The sequence below is a fragment of the Qipengyuania sp. genome (genome assembly GCF_965277845.1).
In the GTDB taxonomy this organism is placed as follows: domain Bacteria; phylum Pseudomonadota; class Alphaproteobacteria; order Sphingomonadales; family Sphingomonadaceae; genus Qipengyuania.
The window spans coordinates 1268333-1289559 of sequence record NZ_OZ255844.1 but is presented as its reverse complement, the minus strand read 5'-3'; the positions used below and the strand labels follow the sequence as shown (position 1 = coordinate 1289559).

The window sequence follows — 21227 nt, the reverse complement described above, 5'->3', positions numbered from 1 at the left end:
ATCTGCACGCTCATCAGGAGACTCGCCATGCTCAAGCACCTTGCCCTCGCCACTGCCGCGCTCGGCCTCCTGGCCGCACCCGCCCAGGCGGAAGAGACCGCCGAAGAGCCTGTCGAAATGACCCGTGGTGAAGAGAAGCTGGCCAAGTTGCTCGAAGGGCGCGAGGCAGGCGAGCCCCGGCAGTGTATCCGTACGTTCGGAAGCCGCAACCTGACGCAAATCGATGGTACTGCGCTGGCCTATCGCGACGGTAAGACCATATGGGTCAATTACACGCGCAATCCCGAAAGCATCGACGATAGCGATGTGATGGTCATCCGGCGGTTCGATGGCACGAGCCTGTGCCGTACCGACCAGATTCATCTGGTCGACCGCTTTAGCGGCTTCTTCAGCGGCGTCATCTTCCTCGACGAATTCGTCCCCTATACCAAGGTCGACGCCGAAGGTTGAGCACGGCGCGTAATCGCGCGGCCCGCCAACACGCCGAGCAGGGCGAAGGCGGGCAACATCAATCCCGGATCCGGCAGGGCGAAGCCGAGTACGGCACCCGCCGCGCGCGCCACTGCGGTCAGGCCCAGCATTGTCGCAACGCTCACCACCAGAAGTCCAAACCCGTTGGCGGCAAGGCCATTCGCCTTGTCGCCCAGCAGCGAATCGTCGTTCATAGCCGCCAGCAAAAACAGCGCGACGAGCGGCAGCAGGACGCCATTGAAAGCCTGAGCTGCAAGAATCGCGGGAGTGGGTTTGATGGCCGCCAATCCGAAACCCAATCCGATAACGAGAACGGCAAACCATACCGAACGAAAGCGCCAGCCGCTCGCCCGCCAGCGAGGATCGTCGGCCGCGCCGAACAGGCCCCGCGCGGTCAATGCGGCCGCGAGAGGGGCGGTTACCGCTGAAGAAACCCCCGCAGCGAGCAGGCCCATGCCAAAACCCGTTCGCGCCCAGCCGCCAAGCTGCGCGGCAAGCGCGTCGCCCAGTGCCGCGAAGGAGAACTCCCCGGCAAGCGCGGTTCCGACGACTAGAATTGCAGCAGTGATGAGTACGCCGAGGCCCACCGAAACGGCGAGGCCGAAACGCATTGCGTCCAGGCTCTGCCCGCGCGCCAACGCCGCTCCGAGAAACAAATTGTAGGGCACGACAGTCGTCCCCACGAGCGCGAGGACTGCCAGCAAGGCGGCGGGTTCGTCCGCGAAACCGGGGGTCGGGACGAGACCGGAAAGCAGCGGTCCGATGGCAGGAGCCAGCGAAATCGCGACAAGCAGGAACCCCGCACCCATCAGCGCGACGAAGATCGCCATGAGCCGTGCTACGCCCTGCGGCGATCCGGCGAGCAGCAAACAGCCCGCGGCGCTCGCCAGGATCACGGTCACCACGTCCTTCGACAGATCGATCGCAAGCATCGCGCCCGCTGCCCCGCCGAGTATATTGCCCGCTTCGTAGGCAGCACAGCCCAGCAGGACCGCGCCGCCGACCAGCAACAAGGTGGCCACGCGTGCAAAGCCCCTCGGGTAGCGACGGCGCAGAACGGTTGCGAGATCGTCACCCGTCGCCACCGACAGCCGGCCGGCAAATTCCTGCAAGGTAAAGGTCGCGATGCCCGAGAACAGGATCGCCCACAGCAGCGCCGGGCCGATATTCGCGCCCGCGCTCGCCGCCGCGGCGACCGTACCGGGCCCAATGAACGCCGCCGCGATTGCGGACCACAACAGGATCGAACCGATACGCTTCATCGCCTGCCCTTGTGACGCAAGCCGAGGCGCGCCGCAATCAGGCGCGCTTGCTTCCCGTTTCGCACAGCGCCTGCGCGGGGCAATCGGCACAGTCGGGTACCGACGGGCGACACCAGGTCTGGCCGAGCTTCTTCATCAGCAGGTGATGCTCGTCGTAATCCGCGCCCGACCACTCCTCGGGCATGGCCGGCATGATCGCATCGAACGCGCGTGCCGTGCTGGCTTTGGCGGGGACCAGCCCCATCCGCTGGAGGATGCGGGTATGATGTCCGTCGAGCACGACTGCGCGGCGGTCGAGCGTGCTGGCGTTCATTACTCCCGCCGCGATCTTGCGCCCGATACCGGGCAGGCGTTCGAGCCACTCCATCGCCGGTCCGGTTTCCATATCGGCAAGATGCGCAAGATCCACCGCACCGCGCAAGTCGATCAGCGCGGAGAGGCTCGCCTTGAGCCGCTCGGCAGCGATCGCGGGATAGGTCTGAGTCACAAGCTCCGCCTGCAATTCGTCCAGTGGGGCATCGGCGACCGCCTCCCAGCTTCCCCAGCGTTTCAGCAGGCGATCCGTCGCCGCATTGGAGATTTCGGATTTGGTCCGTGCGCCGATCACTCCTTGCACCAGAACCCATTCGGGCCGCCGCCAATTCGCGGCCGCGCGTTCGATATGCCCGAAGCGCTGGACCAGCAGTGCCTGTAGCCGACGCAGAATTTCGCTACGCGGATCGGGCTCGAAAGGGAGTTCGAATTCGGTCAATCTGTTTCAATCGAAATCGGGTGGGGTCCAGCGCCGGTTAGAGCGATTCCGGTAGATAGTCGCCAAGCAGGCTGCGTTCCATCGCATTGCCCCAGCCCGCACCGTGGTCGCTGGTGTTTCTCTCCACATGGGCCGGCGTGATCCGGTGCTCCCCATAGGCCAGCAAGGACAGCACGGCCCCGGGACGCAAATGCCAGCTCGCCCAGGCCAGCGGCGTATCGCCATGGGCGTCGCGCACTTCCTTGTCGGCTCCATGATCGAGCAACAGCTGGATACCCCGCGGGTCTGCGAACGCGGCCGCGCGGTGCAGCGGGGTTTCACCGCGCGTTCTCACATCGCGCATGAACCCGCCGGTTTCGCGGCCCGGCACGGTCGCGGCATTGGTATCCGCCCCATGCTCGAGCAGCAGCCGGACGACGTAGTTGTAGTGGGGACGACCTGCCTTGCAGAAGGCACTGTGGAGCGCGGTTTCGCCGGTATCCGCATTGGCATAGCGCGCATCGGCGCCTTGCATCAGCAGGAAGTCGCACATCTTCCAGTGACCGAAGAACGCGGTGTTTCCCAATTCTTCATCGAGGTCGATGCTCGACAAGTCCCCGCCGGCATCGAGCACCAGCTTCATTGCAGTGACGTCGTCGTAATAGACCAACCACTGCAGCGGCTTGATGCGCCCCTGCGTCAAAACGTCGCGCCAGTCGTCGCGCTTCAACAGATCGACGAACAGATCGGTCCGCCCGGAGGCGATGCGAATCAGCATTTCGTCCGGCTGCATTGACTACTCCCATTCGAGATTGGCGGGCGGCTTCGAACCACCGTCATACACCAGCCGGTTGATACGCTGAACATCATTGGTGATGAGGGAGGCGACACGGCCGAGGGCGACGCTCCCATAGCCCGAATTCCGCGCTCGTCCCGTTGGCCCCGTCTATTCGCCGCGCGCAAACCGCTCCACGAAATCTCCGACGCCCTCCATGTCGTCAAAGCCGAAGATGTAGGCGATTTCGACCGTATCCGAGAAATCGAGCCCACCTGCAGCGACCGCCGGGTTCACATAGGCAGCGACCGGGTTGTGAAGGTCGGACAGGCGTTTTGCTTCGGCCCAGATCGGGCCGATGTGCGGGTCGGCGAGCAGCGCCTGCCAGTGCCGATTTTCCGTCGTATTGAAGGCGGGCGAGCCATTGTCGGGGAAATTGCCGTCTTGGATGCGGTGGTAGCGTGTGTTGTAGACGACGGTCTGCATGGCCTCGTCACTGGTCATGCTTTCATTCCAATAACTGTGCTGGACCACGTGAACGCCGGTCCACATGTCCTTTGGTAGCTGCTCGACCGCAGCAGCGGTCACATCGGACTGCCCTGCTTCGGCAACCCACACCCTGCCGCCACGCGCAATAGTCGTGTGCATCCGCTCGGCGAGCGCGACGACCGTGGCATCGCGATCAGCGTGCGCGTCCAACCACTTGTCGCCGAATGCGAGAGTGAAGAGCTGTGCTGCCGGAAGAAACTTCCCGCCCTGCGAGCCATAGGCACCGGCGGTGGCAATATAGTCGATACAGGCATAGTCGGGGTGCCTGAGTACCGATCCCAGCCCCGCGACCGCCTGCAAATCATCGACGTCGGGTTTGGAATCGTAATTGGCAACCAGAAGATCGCGCGAGGGATCGAACAGGCCCAGCTTTTCGGGAGCCTTGCAGTCAAGCGCTGTCGCGACGTCCGGCGTGGTTGCGCATGCGGCAAGGCCAAGCGTCAGCGGTATGAGGAGGACTTTCCCGATAGATATCGAAGTCAAGTTCCGCCCCTCCCCGCTTTGCGCTCTACTGTTGCAATTGTCCGCGAATTGCGCCCCTCGGATATTCTGCCGTGTGGACGTTCACGTAATAATTGCCGATGCCTTCGTCGAAGGCTTGTTGCACCCACGAGGTATCGCTGCTGCATCCACGCCAACCGCCCTCTGTTGCCTGCTTGAGCGGGAGGACCACTGGACCCTCCGTCCCGGCGGCACCGCGATGGATATGCGCGCCCGTGATCGGCGCAATATTTTCAAGATCGCTCAGGTCCCAGCACACCCGCGTAAGCTCGTCGGCAAAGCTGATTTCCGCCAACCCCGACCCATCGGGGTCGCCCGGATGCACCTCGTTCGCGCCGCTAAGCTCGGCAGTATAGGTCGAAGAAATGGCCTCGGTATAGGTCTGCTGGACCGTTTCGCAGCCGATGAGAGCGATAGCAGCGGTGGCGGTGACAAGCGTGCGACGGATCATTGGGTCCCCCTTGCGACAATAAGTCTCGCAATTGGAACGGGAGGCTGTGGGGGATGTTCCCTGGCCTCTGCTGGCCTCACTCCCACTCGATCGTGCCCGGGGGCTTCGACGTATAGTCGTAAACCACGCGGTTGATGCCCTGTACCTCGTTGATGATGCGCGTGGCGACGCGGCTGAGAAAAGTGCTGTCGAAGGGATAGATATCGGCGGTCATGCCATCCGTGCTGGTCACCGCACGCAGTCCGCAGACGCTGTCGTAGGTGCGCCCGTCGCCCATCACGCCGACGGTCTTGACCGGCAGCAGCACCGCGAAGGCCTGCCAGATCGCGTCGTAAAGACCCGCATTGCGGATTTCCTCAAGGTAGATCGCGTCGGCCTTCCGCAGGATGTCGCAGCGTTCCTTGGTCACCTCGCCAGGGATGCGGATGGCCAGGCCCGGGCCGGGGAAGGGATGGCGGCCCACGAAAATCTCGGGCAGGCCCAGCTCGCGCCCCAATTCGCGGACCTCGTCCTTGAACAGTTCGCGCAAGGGTTCGACCAGTTCCATGTTCATGCGCTCGGGCAGGCCGCCGACATTGTGGTGGCTCTTGATGGTGACAGAGGGCCCGCCGGTGAAGCTGACGCTTTCGATGACGTCGGGATAGAGGGTGCCCTGCGCAAGGAAGTCGGCGCCGCCGATTTTCTTGGCCTCGGCCTCGAACAGATCGATGAAGGCGCCGCCGATGAACTTGCGCTTCTTTTCGGGATCGGTCTGGCCTTCGAGGCCGCCGAGGAACATCTCTTCGGCATTCACATGGACCAGAGGGATATTGTAATGGTCGCGGAAGAGGGTGACGACCTGCTCGGCCTCGTTCATGCGCATGAGGCCATGGTCGACGAAGACGCATGTCAGCTGGTCGCCAATGGCCTCGTGGATGAGGACCGCGGCAACCGCGGAATCGACACCGCCCGAAAGGCCACAGATGACCTTGCCGTCGCCGACCTGTTCACGGATTTCGGCGATCTTGGTCTTGCGGAATTCGGCCATGGTCCAGTCGCCCGCCAAGCCGCAGACGTGACGCACGAAATTGGCCAGCAGCTTGCCGCCATCGGGCGTATGGACGACCTCGGGGTGGAACTGGGTGCCGTAATAGCGGCGCTCGTCATCAGCGATCAGCGCGAAGGGCGCACCGGAACTTGTTGCGACGATACGGAAACCATCGGCAATCCGGGTAACCTTGTCACCGTGACTCATCCAAACCTGGTGCGTTTCGTCCGGCTTCCACAGGCCGTCGAACAGCACGCATTCATCCGACACCTCGCAGAATGCGCGGCCGAACTCGCCGCCCTCGCCAGTTTCATGCCCCGGGCGGACCTCGCCGCCGAGCTGGTGGGTCATGACCTGCTGGCCATAGCAAATGCCGAGCACGGGCACACCGCTTTCGAAGATGATGTCGGGCGCGCGCGGGCTGCCTTCATCGGGTACGCTGGCCGGGCCGCCGGACAGGATCACGCCCTTGGGCTTGAGCCGATTGAAGGCATCTTCCGCCTGTGTGAACGGTGCGATTTCCGAATAGACCCCCGCCTCGCGCACGCGGCGTGCAATGAGCTGGGTGACCTGACTGCCGAAGTCGACGATCAGAATGGAATCGGGAAGATGTTCTGCCTGCATGGCGCACCCGTTAAGGCCAGCGCGCCACGCCTGTCCAGCACCAGCGAACCGATTGCGTGGCAGACGCTGGAAAACGGGCCTGGCGGCGCTTGCTCGACGTTGCGACTATGCACTTCGGTGCAATTCGCAAGGAATGCCCGGACCTTATCCCGTCGAGAATAGCGGGATGCCGCTCATCAGGCCCAAATGCATACGAGTTCTGCGTTGCGTGAAACGCAACGTCGTTCAACCTTTTCTCACTTTCTATCACTCGACTGAAAGATTATTACCGACCTCACAGCCGGACGGTGACCCCTGATACTCCGTCCCGGACGATTTGCAGGAGCGTCGGTCCCCCAAGCAACCGTGCTTCTGGCCTTCCTCGCCAATAGCGGCCGGCCACCGGCCCCCCGCACCGGCGAGGCGATATGGCAGCGAGTAGAGACGCGGCCGCCGACATTCCTCTCCCTCCCCCCTAGAAGTCGGCGCCGCGTCTCGAAACGCTCGCGGCGATTCGCCCGTGTAACTTTCGCAAAGGCATACGCGAACGTCCTTGCACACTCACGCAAGGAGATTTGTCATGTTCGATTTCGCAAACCGCTTCGCCGCCCTCATCCTGGCCGCCGGTCTGACCAGCCTGCTGCTATCACCGACGGTAATCTAGACGGGCAAGCCCTGCCGCTCGGCCTCCGCGCGCAGGTCGGTCTTAAGCAGCTTGCCGATATGGCTGCGCGGCATGTCTTCGATCGCGTGAAGCTGGGCAAGGCGCTGGGTTCTGCCCAGCCGCGCATTGACCCTCTCGCGGATCGCCTCGCAGTCGCCCGCACCGTTTCTCAGGGTAACGAATCCCACGGGCGTTTCGCCCCAACGCTCGCTCGGCACGCCGATTACCGCGGCTTCGACCACCTCGGCCTCGCGCAGCAATTCGCCTTCGAGATCGACGGGGAAGATGTTGAACCCGCCCGAGATGATCATGTCCTTGGCGCGGCCGACTAGCTCGACGAAACCGTCGGCATCCACACGGCCGATATCGCCCATCCGCTGCCACACTTCGCCCGTTTCGGGATCGGTCCAGTAGCCTTCGCGCGTCTTGTCGGGCTGGTTCTTGTAACCTGCCATCATGGTCTGGCTGCGCCCGATCAGATTGCCCGCTTCGCCCGGCGGCACGGGCTTATCGGCATCGTCGAGCACTTTCAATTCGCTGCCCGGCGCGGGGCGGCCGACAGTGTGCAGCTTGTCGGGGAACTTGTGCGCTTCGAGCAGGCACACCACCCCGCCCTCGGTCATCGAATAGATCTCGATCAGCGCGCCGGGCATCCGGTCGAGTACCTCGCGTTTCAATTTCGCCGGGAAGGGCGCGGAAGTACAGTATTTGAGGTGGAGTGCGGAAAGATCGAAGTCATCGAAGCGCGATTCCTGCATCAGGCGCCGGTATTGAACCGGCACCAGCATTGTCGCGGTCGCCCGGTCGTCTTGCGCGAATTCCAGCCACCGAAGCGCGTCGAACTTGCGCATGACCCTCACGGTCCCGCCCGCAAGCAGTGGTGGCAGGAAAGCGACCATGGTGGTGTTAGAATACAGCGGGGTCGAGGCCAGCGTGCGCACCGGCAGGCCGCTTTCGAGCCAGCTTGCCGCCGTCGCGGCGAATTGCCGCCAACGCATCTGGTGCGAATGGACGATGCCCTTGGGCGTGCCGGTCGTCCCGCTGGAATAGATTATGTTGAACGGATCGCCCGGTTCCGGGTCGAAAGCCGGCGCGATGGTTCCTTCCGACGCCATCCAGCTATCGAGATCTTCGTCGAGCACGACGCGCGTCATGCCCGCGAAGCAATCCTCGCCCAGTTCGACCAGCTTCGCGCGATCGATGAAGATGTGCTGCGCGCCCGAATCGCTCGCCATTCCGGCGAGCTGGTCGGGACTGGCGCTGGTGGTCAGTGGCGCTGCCACTCCGCCCGCGCGGACCGCGGCGAGAAACACCAGCGCATAGGGGATCGAGGAATAGCCGAGGATTGCTACCGACTGGCCTCGCTCGAGGCCCTCCTCTGCCAGCCGCGCGGCGATCCGCTCGACCCTGTCGCCCAGTTCGGACCAGGTCAGCTCGCCATCGTCGTCTCGCATCGCGACCTGGCTGCCCAGGGCTGCGGCGTTGGCGGCGATGATGTGCGGAAAGCTGCCGAAGGGTTCGGCCAGCGCGGCAATCTGTGTCTCTCCCATGCGCGCACCCTATCGTCGCGCGCGCGCCTGTCGAGAGACTAGATCAGCATTCGATCACATTGACCGCCAGACCGCCCTGGCTCGTCTCCTTGTACTTGCTCGACATGTCGAGCCCGGTCTGGCGCATGGTCTCGATCACCTGATCGAGGCTGACGCGAGTGTCGGTCTCGGGCCGGTGCAGCGCGAGGCGCGCGGCATTGACCGCCTTGACCGCGCCGATGGCGTTGCGCTCGATACAGGGCACCTGCACGAGCCCGCCGACGGGATCGCAGGTCAGGCCGAGATTGTGTTCCATGCCGATTTCCGCCGCGCAGGCGACTTGCTGGGGCGAGGCGCCCCACAGCGCCGCGAGCCCGCCCGCAGCCATCGAGCAGGCGACGCCGACCTCGCCCTGGCAGCCCATCTCGGCGCCAGAAATACTCGCGCGCTGCTTGTAAAGCAGCCCGATCGCACCCGCGGTGAGCAGGAAAGTGCGGCGCCGCTCGGTACAGCGAGCGCCCTCGTCCTCGCAATAAAAGCGGATCACCGCCGGGATGATCCCCGCCGCGCCATTGGTCGGGGCGGTCACCACGCGCCCGCCCGCCGCGTTCTCCTCATTCACCGCCATGGCATAGCAATTGAGCCAGTCGAACAATTGTTCGCGTTCGTTCGATTGCGGGTTGGCCGAGAGCTTGTCCCACAGATCGGGCGCACGCCGCGCGACTTTCAACCCACCCGGCAGGATACCGCGCTGCGACAGGCCGCGATCGATGCACTGGTCCATCGCGCTGGCGATACGGTCGATGCCGTCGAGCGTCTTGTCGCGCGGGCGGAAGGCATCCTCGTTTGCAAGTACGAGTTCCGCGATCGGAAGGCCGGCCTCCTCGCATGCCGCGAGCAACTCTTCCGCCGAACCGAAATCATGCGGCACGCGCGCGCCCGCATTGATCCGATCGTCCTTGGGCTTGCGCTTCAATTGCGCTTCGGAGGCGACGAAGCCGCCGCCGGTCGAATAATAGGTACGCTTGGACAGCTGCTTGGCCGCGGCATCATAGGCGACCAGCGTCATGCCATTTGGGTGCAGATCGGGAATGATATGCCCTGCGAGCTCGATATCGCCGCTCGGGTCGAATGCGATCTCGCGCGCGCCTCCGAGTTTGAGTCGCTTGTCGCCGCGCAGCCGTTCTAGCGCTGCCGCAGCTTCGTCGGGGCAAGTCGTGTCGGGAGCGAAGCCCATCAGGCCAAGGATCGTGGCATCTACCGTCCCGTGCCCGACACCCGTCAGCGCCAGCGAGCCCTGCAATTCGACGGCCACTCGTGCGGTCTTGTTCAGCTTGCCCGACTTGGCCAGCGCCCGGACGAAGGTCCGCGCAATCCGCATCGGCCCGACCGTGTGCGAGGACGAGGGGCCGATCCCGATTCTGAAGATGTCGAGTACCGATAGCATGCGGCTCGGGATGCGCTTTTCGCATGCCTAAATCAACCGGTTGCAGCTGAAACCGATGCCACGCCAATCTGTGGGTAAAATCGACTGCAAAACTTTGGATTTCCGCCACCGAAAGCCTATATGATCGGCATGGATGATACCCCTGAAAATACGGGCGCAGAAGCGCCGAAAAAGAACGGTTACGGCGCGGATTCGATCAAGGTCCTCAAGGGCCTCGACGCAGTGCGCAAACGGCCTGGCATGTATATCGGCGATACCGACGATGGATCGGGTCTCCACCACATGGTTTTCGAAGTGTCTGACAATGCGATCGACGAAGCGCTGGCGGGGCACTGCGACCTCGTCCTGATCGAACTCAACCCCGATGGCTCGGTCAGCGTTGAAGACAATGGCCGCGGCATCCCCGTCGACATGCACAAGGAAGAGGGCGTGTCGGCGGCGGAGGTCATCATGACCCAGCTGCACGCGGGCGGTAAGTTCGAGAACACCAGCGACGACAACGCATACAAGGTCTCGGGCGGCCTGCACGGCGTGGGCGTTTCGGTGGTGAACGCGCTCTCGGAATGGCTTGAACTCACCATCTGGCGCGACGGCAAGGAGCACTGGATGCGCTTCGAGCACGGCGATGCGGTCGAGAGCCTGCGCATTGTGGGTGATGCGCCCACGGTCGAGCAGAATCCCGACGAGAATGGGTTCAAGAAGGGCACGCGCGTCACCTTCAAGGCTTCCGAAGACACCTTCAAGAACGTCACCGAGTTCGATTTCGAGAAGCTCGAGCACCGTTATCGCGAGCTCGCCTTTCTCAATTCGGGCGTGCGCATCCTGCTGCGCGACAAGCGGCACGAGCAGCCTCTCGAGCACGACCTGTTCTACGAAGGCGGGATCGCCGCCTTCGTCAGATACCTCGACCGCAACAAGCAGGCGCTGGTGGCCGAACCGATCGCTGTGTCGGCCGAAAAAGACGGCATCGGCATCGACGTCGCGCTCGAATGGAACGACAGCTATTACGAAAACGTCCTCACCTTCACCAACAACATCCCGCAGCGCGACGGCGGCACACACCTCGCCGCATTCCGCACCGCGCTGACCCGCACGCTCAACAATTACGCATCCAACTCGGGATTGCTGAAGAAAGAAAAGGTCTCGCTTTCGGGAGAGGACATGCGCGAAGGCCTGACCGCCATCGTATCGGTAAAGCTGCCCGATCCCAAATTCTCCAGCCAGACCAAGGACAAGCTGGTCAGCTCGGAAGTTCGCCAGCCCCTGGAATCGCTGATGGGCGAGAAAATGGGCGAATGGCTGGAGGAAAACCCGAACGAGGCCAAGGCGATCGTCCAGAAGGTGATCGATGCCGCCGCCGCACGCGAAGCCGCCCGCAAGGCACGCGAAATGAGCCGCAAGGGCGCGATGAGCATCGCCTCGCTGCCCGGCAAGCTGGCCGATTGCCAGGATCGCAACCCCGCCAATTGCGAACTCTTCCTGGTCGAGGGTGATTCGGCAGGCGGCTCGGCCAAGCAGGGCCGCGACCGCAAGACGCAGGCGATCCTGCCGCTCAAGGGCAAGATCCTCAATGTCGAACGCGCGCGTTTCGACCGGATCATCTCCTCGAAAGAAGTCGGCACGCTGATCCAGGCGATGGGCACGGGCCTGCGCGACGAATTCGACCTCGAGAAGCTGCGCTACCACAAGATCGTGATCATGACCGACGCCGACGTCGACGGCGCGCATATCCGCACGCTCCTGCTCACCTTCTTCCACCGCCAGATGCCCGAGATCGTCAAGGCCGGACACCTCTTCATCGCGCAGCCCCCGCTCTACAAGGTGACCCGCGGCAAGAGCGAGGTCTATCTGAAAGACCAGGCCGCCTATGATCGCTACCTGATCGCGCAGGGGCTCGACGGGCGGGTGCTCGAAACCCAAGGCGGCGGCGTGCGGGGCGGCGGCGAACTGGAAGCGCTGGTCGAACACGGCCTTCGCATGCGCAACCTGCTCGGCTTCGTGCCGCGCAAGTACAAGACCGACCTGATCGAGGCGATGGCGCTGGCTGGCGCGCTCGATCCGCAAGGCGACCGCTCGGCGGCGCTCGACCGCGCTGCCGCGCACCTGCAAATGGGCGATCCCGAAGCGCGCTGGAGCGCCGAGACCGGCGAAGACGGCAAGGTCCGCCTCAGCCGACTTTGGCGCGGGGTAACCGACGTCCACGAGATCGATCCCGCCTTCCTCGACAGCGCGGAGGCACGCAAGCTCCACCGCGTCGCGCATGACTTCGCGGATCTCTACACGAGCCCCATGCGGCTCGTGCGAAGCGGGACCGGGGCCGAGACAGATGAGGTCGATACCAGCGATACGGAGGACGATGCACCGATCCTTGCCGACGATGCGATCACCCTCCCCACGCAACTGCTCGAATCCGTCATCGCCGCTGGACGCAAGGGCCAAAAAATCCAGCGCTACAAGGGTCTTGGCGAGATGAATGCCGAGCAGCTGTGGGAGACCACGCTCGACCCCGACAACCGCGCGTTGCTGCAGGTCAAGGTCGAGGATGCCGATGTGACCGACGAGATCTTCACCCGCCTGATGGGCGACGTCGTCGAACCGCGCCGCGAATTCATCCAGAACAACGCGCTCAACGTCGCCAATCTGGACGTCTGACCGAGTGAGCGGGGGGCAGGCAACCAAGGGGGTCGAGCAGGGCGGGTTTCTGCTCTTCCTCGGCCTCGTCTCGGTGGCCTTGCTGGCTGTGGTACTGCCCTTCGCGCGCCCGCTTCTCTGGGCGGCGCTGGGCGCGATCCTGTTCCAGCCGCTCTATCGCTGGTTTCACGAGAAGCGCCCGGAAAAGGAAAGCCAGTCCGCGCTCGCCAGCATGGTGGTGATCCTGTTTGCGGTCGTCCTACCCGCATTTTGGATCGGCAGCGCCGTGGTCGACGAGGCCGCGGGACTTTTTCTGGCTTTTCGCGACGGCGATATCGACGTTTCGATCTACTTCGAACGCGTTTTCGCCGCGCTTCCCGCCAATATCCAGACCTCGCTCGCCAGCGCCGGCTTTGGCGATTTCGTCGCGGTGCAGGAGCGCGCAACCGCCTTCGTCCAAGCCAGTCTGGGACTCATCGCAACCCAGGCCATCGCCATCGGCGGCAGCGTATTCGGCTTCGTGCTGGCCTTCGCCGTTGGTCTCTATGTCAGCTTTTTCCTCCTGCGCGACGGGCGCGCGGTCGGCGATGCGATCCTCGCGGCGCTGCCGATGGAGCGCCCTGTGGCCGACCGCCTCGCCGAACGTTTCCTCACGATCGTACGTGCAACGATCAAGGGCTCGGTCGTGGTCGGGCTGGTACAGGGGGCGCTGGGTGCGCTGACCTTCTGGATCGTGGGCATTCCTTCGGTCCTGCTGCTTGGCGTGATCATGGCGATCGCTTCGCTATTACCCGCACTCGGACCGGCGATCGTGTGGGTCCCGGCGGCGATCTATCTGTTGGCGACGGGTGCGATCTGGGAAGGCGTGGTGGTCATCGTCTCGGGTATCGCCCTGATCGGCATGGCGGACAATGTCCTGCGCCCGATCCTCGTCGGTCGCGATACGGGCATTCCCGACTGGCTGGTCCTCGTCACCACGCTTGGCGGGATCGCCACGATGGGCTTGTCGGGTATCGTCGTCGGCCCGCTGGTCTGCGGGCTGTTCCTCGCGGCCTGGGGAATCTTTGCCGAGCAACGCGGGCCCGACGGCGCGAGCGTAGCCGAGGGACCCGAGCGCGAGACCGGAGCCTGACTAAGCCGCGCGGATATCCTTCGTACCGCGCGCACCGCCATCCTTGGCGTCGAGCCCGTCGAAAATGGCCGATACGATCAGCGCCAGCTTCTCCTCGCTCAGCCGTTCGTCGAGCATGGCGATCAGGTAGGGCTGCAAATAGCAGATCACCATCTGGTTGATCAGCGACAAGGCGGTGTCGACCTCGAGGCCTTCGAGGAAACCTTCTGCCTGTGCCTCGGCGATAAGCTCGCACAGATAATGATCGCCGAGGTCGATATAGCTGCGCGCATATTCGAAATAGCGCTCGCCCATTTCGACATAGAGGTTGAAGGTCGCCGGATCGTCGCGGAAATTCTTGCGCAGCAACCGAAAACGGCGGGCGAAGAACTCGTACATTTTGCGGCGTGGCGGCAGGTCGGAGGCCATCACCTCGTCCATGACGGCGAGCTTGGGCGCGAACCATTCGGCGGTAATTGCCTCGAACAGATCGCCGTCTTCAGGAAAAACCACCTCGACCCGTGCGCGCGCGATCTTGAGCTCGGCAGCTAGCCGGGTGCGGGTGACTTCTTCGCCCGTGCGCTCCATCAGAGCCATCGCCTCGCGCGCGAAGCGACTGCGCAATTCGTCGATGTCCTTCTCGCTCACGCTGGCGCGCTCCCCAATTGGCCTTCCGGCAAATTAGGGACGGATGCGCGCCGGTTAAACCCCTTACGGGCTTAGCCGACGGATTTCTTGGGCGGGAGCGGGAAGAAGGCCGAGGTGCGAGCCTTGTACTCCGCATAACCGGGGCGCGATCTCTTCATTCCCCCTTCGAGCAGCGGCGCTCCCGACCATTTGGTTAGCGTGAAAGTCAGGAAGATCGGCCCGATCACGGTCGTTGCGGCGACCCACCAGCCGGCCGAGGCGGCAGCGATCCAGATGCCCCACCACACGCAGGCATCGCCGAAATAGTTAGGATGGCGGGTGTAGCGCCACAGCCCCTTGTCCATGACCTCGCCCTCGTTGGCCGGATCGGCCTTGAAGCGCGCAAGCTGCCAGTCGCCCACCCATTCGAAGAAAATGCCGATGGCCCAGATCGCGAAGCCGAGCAACGCCAGGCCGCTGATCGGCGTCAGCGATCCTGCTTCGAGAATGCCATATTGCGCGGGGCTGGAGACCATGAACAGCAACACCGACTGGCCGAGGAAGACCTTGGTCAGTGCGGCGATCGCGAAGCGCCCCTTTTCCCGGTCCTTCTTGAGGATGCGTTTGTAGCGCTTGTCCTCGCCCTCGCGCCGCCAGCGGATGAAGAGGTAGATGGCGAGCCGCGCGCCCCAGATCACTGCCATCGCCATCAGCAGCGTCGCCAGCGGGCCTGGCTCGTAAAGCCGCAGCCAGCTGACCAGTGCCATCAGCGCCATGCCCCCGCCCCAATAGGCATCGACGAAGCTGACATCGTCGATCTGTACAGCGATCACCCACAGCACGAGCGCCATGCCCAGCAGGATCACCGCATTGGCGAGCAGCGCTTCGACGATCATTTCGCATCCTCCTCGATCAGGCGCAGGGCCTGTTGTTCCAGAACCCTGAAGCGCCCGTATTCGGGCAGTTTGGAGCGCATGAAGCGGGCGATTTCAAGAAGCGTTTCGCCATAGTTCCCGGTCGGCACGATTGCCGGGCCGAAGCCGAGTAGCCGTCGCTCGTTGCACACCCATGCGGGCACGATCGGCACGCAGGCGGCACGCGCAATATTGTAGAATCCCGATTTCCATTCCCCGCTGGAGTTGCGCGTGCCCTCTGCGGCGACAACCAGGGCGAGATGATCGCGCCGTTCGAACTCGTCAGCGATCTGGTCCACCATGTTGGCGCGCCGCGTCCGGTCGATGGGTATGCCGCCCATATCGAACATGAAGTTGCGCATCACACCCTGGAACAGCGTGTGCTTGCCCATGAAATTGGGTTCCACGCCTTCCGCGGCGGTCGCGCCGATGAAGAAAACGAAATCCCAGTTCGACGTATGCGGCGCGCCCGCGATGACGAACTTGGGGATGTCGGGCAGGTGCCCGTCGAGCTTCCAGCCCCTCAAACGATAGATCGCCATGATGATCCGTCGCACGATGCGCGACAGGATCGAACGCTTGCGGCGCGGCCCGTTGGACGACAATTCTCTCTCCCCTGGAAGCCAGACCTAGCAGCTACGTCGGGGAAAGCGATAGGGATGCAGCGGTTTGCCGCCGATTACATCCGGAAGACGCCGAACTGGGGTTTCTCGGGGATCGGCGCCTCGAGCGTCGCGGCGAAGGCAAGGCCGAGCACATCACGGGTCTGCACCGGATCGATCACCCCATCGTCCCACAGGCGCGCGGTGGCGTAATAGGGATTGCCCTCGTCTTCGTATTTCTGGCGGATCGGAGCCTTGAATGCCTCGGCCTCCTCCTCGCTCCAGCTGTCCGCATCGCGGTGGACTGTCGCCAGCACGCTCGCCGCCTGCTCGCCGCCCATCACGCTAATCCGCGCATTGGGCCAGGTGAAGAGGAAACGCGGCGAATAGGCGCGGCCCGCCATGCCGTAATTGCCAGCACCGAAGCTGCCGCCGATTACCACGGTGATCTTGGGCACGGTCGCGGTTGCGACCGCGGTAACGAGCTTCGCGCCGTGCTTGGCGATCCCCTCGGCCTCGTACTTCCCGCCGACCATGAAGCCCGAGATATTCTGCAGGAACAGCAGCGGAATGCGCCGCTGGCAGGCAAGTTCGATGAAATGCGCTCCCTTGCGCGCGCTTTCGGAGAACAGCACGCCATTATTGGCGAGGATCGCCACCGGCATGCCCCAGATATGCGCGAAACCGCAGATGAGCGTGCTGCCATAGTGTTGCTTGAACTCGTGAAACTCGCTGCCGTCGACCAACCGCGCGATGATCTCCTTCACATCGTAGGGTGCACGCACGTCCTCGGGGACGATGGCGTAGAGATCGTCGGCATCGAACTTGGGCGGGCGCGGGTCCTTGAGCGCAACGTCCTTCGCCGCGCCGGTATTCGCACCCAACTGGCTGACGATATCGCGCACGATGGTGAGCGCGTGCTCGTCATTCTCGGCGAGATGGTCGACCACGCCCGATTTCTTGGCATGAAGGTCGCCGCCACCTAGGTCCTCTGCGCTGATTTCCTCACCCGTCGCGGCCTTCACCAGCGGCGGTCCGGCGAGAAAAATCGTGCCCTGGTTGCGCACGATCACGGTCTCGTCGGACATGGCGGGAACATAGGCGCCGCCCGCGGTGCAGCTCCCCATCACACAGGCGATCTGCGGGATGCCCAGTGCCGACATATTGGCCTGGTTGAAGAAGATACGCCCGAAATGGTCGCGGTCGGGGAAGACTTCCGCCTGGTGCGGCAGATTCGCCCCGCCGCTGTCGACGAGGTAGATGCACGGGAGCCGGTTCTCCTGCGCGATCTCCTGCGCGCGCAGGTGCTTCTTGACCGTCATGGGGTAGTAGGTGCCGCCCTTCACGGTGGCATCGTTGCACACGATCATGACCTGCCGGCCCGACACGCGCCCGATCCCGGCGATCATCCCCGCACCGTTGATCGCGTCTTTATACATGCCATTGGCGGCGAGCTGGCCGATCTCGAGAAACGGGCTGCCCGGATCGAGCAACCGTTCCACCCGCTCACGCGGGAGCAGCTTGCCGCGCGAGACATGCCGCTCGCGGCTGCCTTCGGACCCGCCAAGCGCGGCCGCAGCGACGGTGGAGCGCAAGTCAGCCGCAAGCGACTTGTTATGCTCGAAGCGCGCCTTCGCATCCGGCGCTTCGCGGTCAAGTTGCGATGTGAGAACGGGTGCGGTCATGCAACTTTCTCCGGCTGTGCAAAGCCATAGGGATTTTCTCGCCCGAGCTTCAAATGTTCGAGATTCATGTCGATCGCCAGACCGGGAGTGCCTTGTTCGCGTTCAAAAGGGGCGAAGGGCATCAACCAGATAGAAAGCCGTTCGATCTGGTCGAGAACTTCGATCGGAGGATGAGACATGCCGCCTGCTTGTGCATTGACCCGCAAGAAACGCGCCAACGATTCCTTCGCAACACAGCTCTGTCCGGTGAACGACCTTAGGCAAACAGCATAGGCACCAGACGTCCACGCATCCCACTCCTGGTTGGCGATTGATGTCGCCATAGCGATCTTCACGACACCATTTTCGAAAGCGTCCGGATAATTCGTAAGAGCCAGCGGCTCTGATTCCAGAGCATCGACAAACTGGGCGGCGAAATCCTTACGGTTCTGGGCGGCAGCTTCTTCAGCGCTGCTCCCGTCGCGCATGATCAGCACAGCTCGGCGGAGCCAATACGCGGCCGCCGGAGCATAGCGATCTTCTCCCCCAGCAGCTGGCGCTGAAGGGGATTTCCCAGTGTAACCGGCAAGGGCAGACCACCACTCACCGCTAACGTTGCGGCTATATACCACTCCCGGCGCCGCTTTCGCGTTGAGCAGTTCGTCCAACGCCTGTTCAGACAGCCCGCACTGATTGGCGAGGGCTTCCTTGGTGACGAACCAACGCTCTACGTAGCACGAGGTGAGGTCGCTCACCCCGCCGCCCCGATCAACTCGCGGCCGATCAGCATCCGACGAATCTCGTTGGTGCCCGCGCCGATGTCGAGCAGCTTGGCATCGCGCATGTAGCGCTCGACCGGCCAGTCAGTGGTGTAGCCCGCGCCGCCCAGTGCCTGGACGCTCTCCGCCGCAACCCGGAAGGCATTCTCGCTCGCCAGCAGGATGGCACCCGCGGCATCGAACCGCGTGGTTTTGTCCGCATCGCAGCTCTTGGCCACCGCGTAGGTATAGGCGCGCGCCGATTGCAGCGCGACATACATGTCGGCGACCTTCGCCTGCATCAGCTGGAAGCTGCCCAGCGGCTTGCCGAACTGCTTGCGCTCGCGAAGGTAGGGGATGACCGTGTCGAGGCACGCCTGCATCACGCCGAGCTGGAGCCCGGCGAGCACCACGCGCTCGTAATCGAGCCCGCTCATCAGCACGCCCACGCCGCCGTTTTCGGGGCCCATGATGTTCTCTTCGGGCACGAAGCAATCGTCGAACACCAGCTCGGCGGTGGGGCTGCCGCGCATGCCGACCTTCTCGATCTTCTGGCCGATCGAGAAACCGTCGAAGTCCTTCTCGATCAGGAAGGTGGTGATCCCGCGGCTGCCCGCATCGGGCGTGGTCTTGCCATAGACAACCAGCGTATCGGCATGGGGCGCGTTGGTGATCCAGAACTTGGTGCCGTTGAGCAGGTAGCCGCCCTGCACCTTTTCGGCTTTCATCTTCATCGAGACGACGTCCGACCCGGCGCTCGCCTCGCTCATCGCGAGGCTGCCGACATGTTCGCCGGAGATGAGCTTGGGCAGGTATTTCGCCTTCTGCTCGGCATTGCCCCAGCGCGCGATCTGATTGACGCACAGGTTGGAATGCGCGCCATAGCTGAGGCCGACCGATGCGCTGGCGCGGCTGACTTCCTCCACCGCGATGACATGTTCGAGATAGCCGAGACCGAGGCCGCCATCCTCCTCGCTCACAGTGATGCCGTGCAGGCCCAGCTCGCCCATGGCGGGCCACAGCTCTTCCTTGGGGAACCAGTCCTCGCGGTCGACTTTTTCGGCCAGTGGAGCGATCTGTTCGTCGGCGAAACGGCCGACGCTCTCGCGAATCATCTCGGCGCTTTCGCCGAGCTGGAAATCGAAATCGGGGGTCGCGCGCATGCTCTCTCCTTGGGGCTCCGCGAAAATTCGTATGCGGAGCGGGCCGATAGCCGAGCAAGCGGCACGGGGCAAACCCAATAGGCGGCCCCAATTGGCGGCCGGCATGCGCCGGCGGCGCTAAGTGCTTTACGCCGTGGGCGCATGGTCCTAGGCGAATGGACATCGGCATGTATCGGAAGGGTTCCATCCTGTGGCCCGGGGGCAAGGCACCCTCGGATGCGCATTGCGACGAGGACAAGCGTCTCGCGATCCTTGCCGCGCATGGCGTAGATGCGCTGGTCGACGATCCCGAGCTGCAGGAACTCGTCGAACTCGTCGCCAAGATTTGCGCCGCGCCGATGGCGCTGGTCACCATGGTCGAGGAGGGCCGGCAGCTGTTCCTGACCCGCACCGGGATCGATGCGCGCGAAACGCCGCGTTCGACCAGCTTCTGCGCGCATGCGATGCTCGGCAGCGAAGCGATGGAAGTATGCGATGCCCGCGAAGACGAGCGTTTCGCCGACAACGCCCTGGTCACCGGGCCGCCCTACATTCGCTTCTATGCCGGCCACCCGCTGATTTCGGCCGAGGGCGCACCGCTCGGCGCGCTATGCGTGATCGACACGGTGCCGCGCAGCGCCGGGCTAACCGGCTTCCAGCAGGAGAGCCTAGGCGTCCTGGCCAGGGCGGTCATGCGGCGCATTTCGCAGCGGCGGCTGGGCGAAACCGCGCAGGAAGCGGTGGCAGTGCGCGACGACTATCTCCAGCGCATGATCGACAGCGTGCCGGGGATCGCCTGGTCGGCCGACGCCTCGGGTAAGTTCGACCAGATCAATGCGCAATGGGAAGACCTGACCGGTCTCCCGAAACCCACAACGGTCGAGGACTGGCGCGCTGCGATCCACCCGGACGACTGGGACAAGGCGCTGGCGGCGTTCGAGGCCTCGCTGGAAAGCGGCCGGCCCTACGAGTACGAATGGCGCTTGAAGCTCTCCGATGGCGACTATCGCTGGATGCTCTCGCGCGCGGTCCGCATCCCGATGGGCAAGGATGCCAATCGCTGGTTCGGCACGGTGATCGACGTCGACCGCCAGCACCGGCTGTCCGAATCGCGCGACCTGCTGGCGAACGAGTTGTCGCACCGCATCAAGAACATCTTCGCCGTCGTCTCCGGCCTCGTCGCGATCCGCTCTCGCGGCAAGCCGGAAGTCGCCGATTTTGCCGCCGAACTGAACCAGACCATCCGCGCTTTGGGCGCGGCGCATGACTATGTTCGGCCCGGTCACGGGAAAGGAGGTGGCACCCTGTCGGGGCTGCTCGCCGACCTGCTGGCTCCCTATGGCACGGCAGAGCAGGAACGTTTCAGCGTAAGCGGCCCGGGGATCAAGATCGGCGCCCGCGCTGCGACGCCGCTGGCGCTCATTTTTCACGAGCTGGCGACCAATTCGGCAAAATATGGCGCGCTCTCCTGCGCCGAGGGCCATGTCACGGTCACCGTGGAAGACGATTGCGCGGGCGGCGACGATGTGTGCGTCAACTGGGAAGAGAGCGCACGCAGCTGCGGCATTCCCGACGAAAGCGAGCGCGAAGGCTTCGGCTCGCGCCTGCTGCGCATGGCGGTCGAGGGTCAGTTGGGCGGAACATTCGAGCGGACCTTCTCCGAGGAAGGGCTCGAGGTCAGGATCGTCTTCCCGCGCTCCGCGGTCGAAAGCTGATCGCGCGCTCGACTTGCCACCCCCGCCCGGCTGTGCTTTCCCCGGGGCGTGAAA

19 protein-coding genes are annotated in these 21227 nt (G+C 63.7%); 4 read left to right on the top strand and 15 right to left on the bottom strand.

Going from position 1 to position 21227, the window contains the following annotated elements:
- The first annotated feature begins 27 nt into the window (after positions 1-27).
- Positions 28-450 carry a hypothetical protein gene (locus ACQY4G_RS06350; protein ID WP_421989566.1) on the top strand — a complete coding sequence of 141 codons (423 nt, stop codon included), beginning with the start codon at positions 28-30 and terminating at the stop codon, positions 448-450.
- Here ACQY4G_RS06350 and ACQY4G_RS06345 read toward each other — a convergent pair.
- From ACQY4G_RS06345 to ACQY4G_RS06305, 9 genes are all read right to left on the bottom strand, one after another.
- On the bottom strand, positions 423-1733 hold the full coding sequence (locus tag ACQY4G_RS06345) for an NRAMP family divalent metal transporter (RefSeq protein ID WP_421989564.1): 1311 nt from the start codon (positions 1731-1733) through the stop codon (positions 423-425). The two genes, ACQY4G_RS06350 and ACQY4G_RS06345, sit on opposite strands and share 28 nt — an antisense overlap.
- A gap of 37 nt (positions 1734-1770) precedes the next feature.
- Positions 1771-2484 carry an endonuclease III domain-containing protein gene (locus tag ACQY4G_RS06340; RefSeq protein WP_421989562.1) on the bottom strand — a complete coding sequence of 238 codons (714 nt, stop codon included), beginning with the start codon at positions 2482-2484 and terminating at the stop codon, positions 1771-1773.
- Between the two features lie 37 nt (positions 2485-2521).
- The gene (locus ACQY4G_RS06335) at positions 2522-3256 is read right to left on the bottom strand and encodes an ankyrin repeat domain-containing protein (RefSeq protein WP_421989560.1); all 735 of its coding nucleotides are present in this window, start codon (positions 3254-3256) and stop codon (positions 2522-2524) included.
- Between the two features lie 3 nt (positions 3257-3259).
- A complete protein-coding gene (locus ACQY4G_RS06330) occupies positions 3260-3319 on the bottom strand; it encodes a hypothetical protein (protein ID WP_421993582.1) in 60 nt (19 codons plus the stop codon).
- A gap of 90 nt (positions 3320-3409) precedes the next feature.
- Positions 3410-4270 (bottom strand): hypothetical protein, encoded by an 861-nt coding sequence (locus ACQY4G_RS06325; RefSeq protein WP_421989558.1) that lies wholly within the window; start codon positions 4268-4270, stop codon positions 3410-3412.
- A 25-nt stretch (positions 4271-4295) separates the two neighbouring features.
- Entirely contained in the window at positions 4296-4739 is a 444-nt protein-coding gene (locus ACQY4G_RS06320) for a CHRD domain-containing protein (protein ID WP_421989556.1), read from the bottom strand.
- A 76-nt stretch (positions 4740-4815) separates the two neighbouring features.
- On the bottom strand, positions 4816-6390 hold the full coding sequence (guaA, locus tag ACQY4G_RS06315) for a glutamine-hydrolyzing GMP synthase (RefSeq protein ID WP_421989554.1): 1575 nt from the start codon (positions 6388-6390) through the stop codon (positions 4816-4818).
- Positions 6391-7029: 639 nt separating this feature from the next.
- The gene (locus ACQY4G_RS06310) at positions 7030-8583 is read right to left on the bottom strand and encodes a class I adenylate-forming enzyme family protein (RefSeq protein ID WP_421989552.1); all 1554 of its coding nucleotides are present in this window, start codon (positions 8581-8583) and stop codon (positions 7030-7032) included.
- A gap of 43 nt (positions 8584-8626) precedes the next feature.
- A complete protein-coding gene (locus ACQY4G_RS06305; RefSeq protein WP_421989550.1) occupies positions 8627-10009 on the bottom strand; it encodes an L-serine ammonia-lyase in 1383 nt (460 codons plus the stop codon).
- 129 nt (positions 10010-10138) lie between these two features.
- On the opposite strand from ACQY4G_RS06305, the gene gyrB reads away from it, so the two are divergent.
- Both gyrB and ACQY4G_RS06295 read left to right on the top strand, forming a co-directional pair.
- A complete protein-coding gene (gyrB, locus tag ACQY4G_RS06300) occupies positions 10139-12661 on the top strand; it encodes a DNA topoisomerase (ATP-hydrolyzing) subunit B (RefSeq protein WP_421989548.1) in 2523 nt (840 codons plus the stop codon).
- Between the two features lie 4 nt (positions 12662-12665).
- Positions 12666-13772, top strand: a complete 1107-nt coding sequence (locus tag ACQY4G_RS06295) for an AI-2E family transporter (RefSeq protein WP_421989546.1) — start codon at positions 12666-12668, stop codon at positions 13770-13772.
- Here the strand turns inward: ACQY4G_RS06295 and ACQY4G_RS06290 are convergent, their stop codons facing one another.
- From ACQY4G_RS06290 to ACQY4G_RS06265, 6 genes are all read right to left on the bottom strand, one after another.
- Positions 13773-14399, bottom strand: a complete 627-nt coding sequence (locus ACQY4G_RS06290) for a hypothetical protein (RefSeq protein WP_291171320.1) — start codon at positions 14397-14399, stop codon at positions 13773-13775. It abuts the gene before it with no gap.
- A 71-nt stretch (positions 14400-14470) separates the two neighbouring features.
- Positions 14471-15274, bottom strand: a complete 804-nt coding sequence (locus ACQY4G_RS06285) for a DUF1295 domain-containing protein (protein WP_421989544.1) — start codon at positions 15272-15274, stop codon at positions 14471-14473.
- The gene (locus ACQY4G_RS06280) at positions 15271-15897 is read right to left on the bottom strand and encodes a 1-acyl-sn-glycerol-3-phosphate acyltransferase (protein ID WP_421989542.1); all 627 of its coding nucleotides are present in this window, start codon (positions 15895-15897) and stop codon (positions 15271-15273) included. The genes ACQY4G_RS06285 and ACQY4G_RS06280 overlap by 4 nt, the downstream gene beginning before the upstream one ends.
- Before the next feature lie 74 nt (positions 15898-15971).
- On the bottom strand, positions 15972-17579 hold the full coding sequence (locus ACQY4G_RS06275) for a carboxyl transferase domain-containing protein (protein WP_421989541.1): 1608 nt from the start codon (positions 17577-17579) through the stop codon (positions 15972-15974).
- Complete coding sequence (locus ACQY4G_RS06270; RefSeq protein WP_421989539.1) at positions 17576-18313, bottom strand: DUF6058 family natural product biosynthesis protein; 738 nt, start codon at positions 18311-18313, stop codon at positions 17576-17578. The genes ACQY4G_RS06275 and ACQY4G_RS06270 overlap by 4 nt, the downstream gene beginning before the upstream one ends.
- The gene (locus ACQY4G_RS06265; protein ID WP_421989537.1) at positions 18310-19479 is read right to left on the bottom strand and encodes an isovaleryl-CoA dehydrogenase; all 1170 of its coding nucleotides are present in this window, start codon (positions 19477-19479) and stop codon (positions 18310-18312) included. Before ACQY4G_RS06265 ends, ACQY4G_RS06270 begins: the two co-directional genes overlap by 4 nt.
- A gap of 167 nt (positions 19480-19646) precedes the next feature.
- On the opposite strand from ACQY4G_RS06265, the gene ACQY4G_RS06260 reads away from it, so the two are divergent.
- Positions 19647-21173, top strand: a complete 1527-nt coding sequence (locus ACQY4G_RS06260) for a sensor histidine kinase (RefSeq protein WP_421989535.1) — start codon at positions 19647-19649, stop codon at positions 21171-21173.
- Positions 21174-21227: the final 54 nt, after the last annotated feature.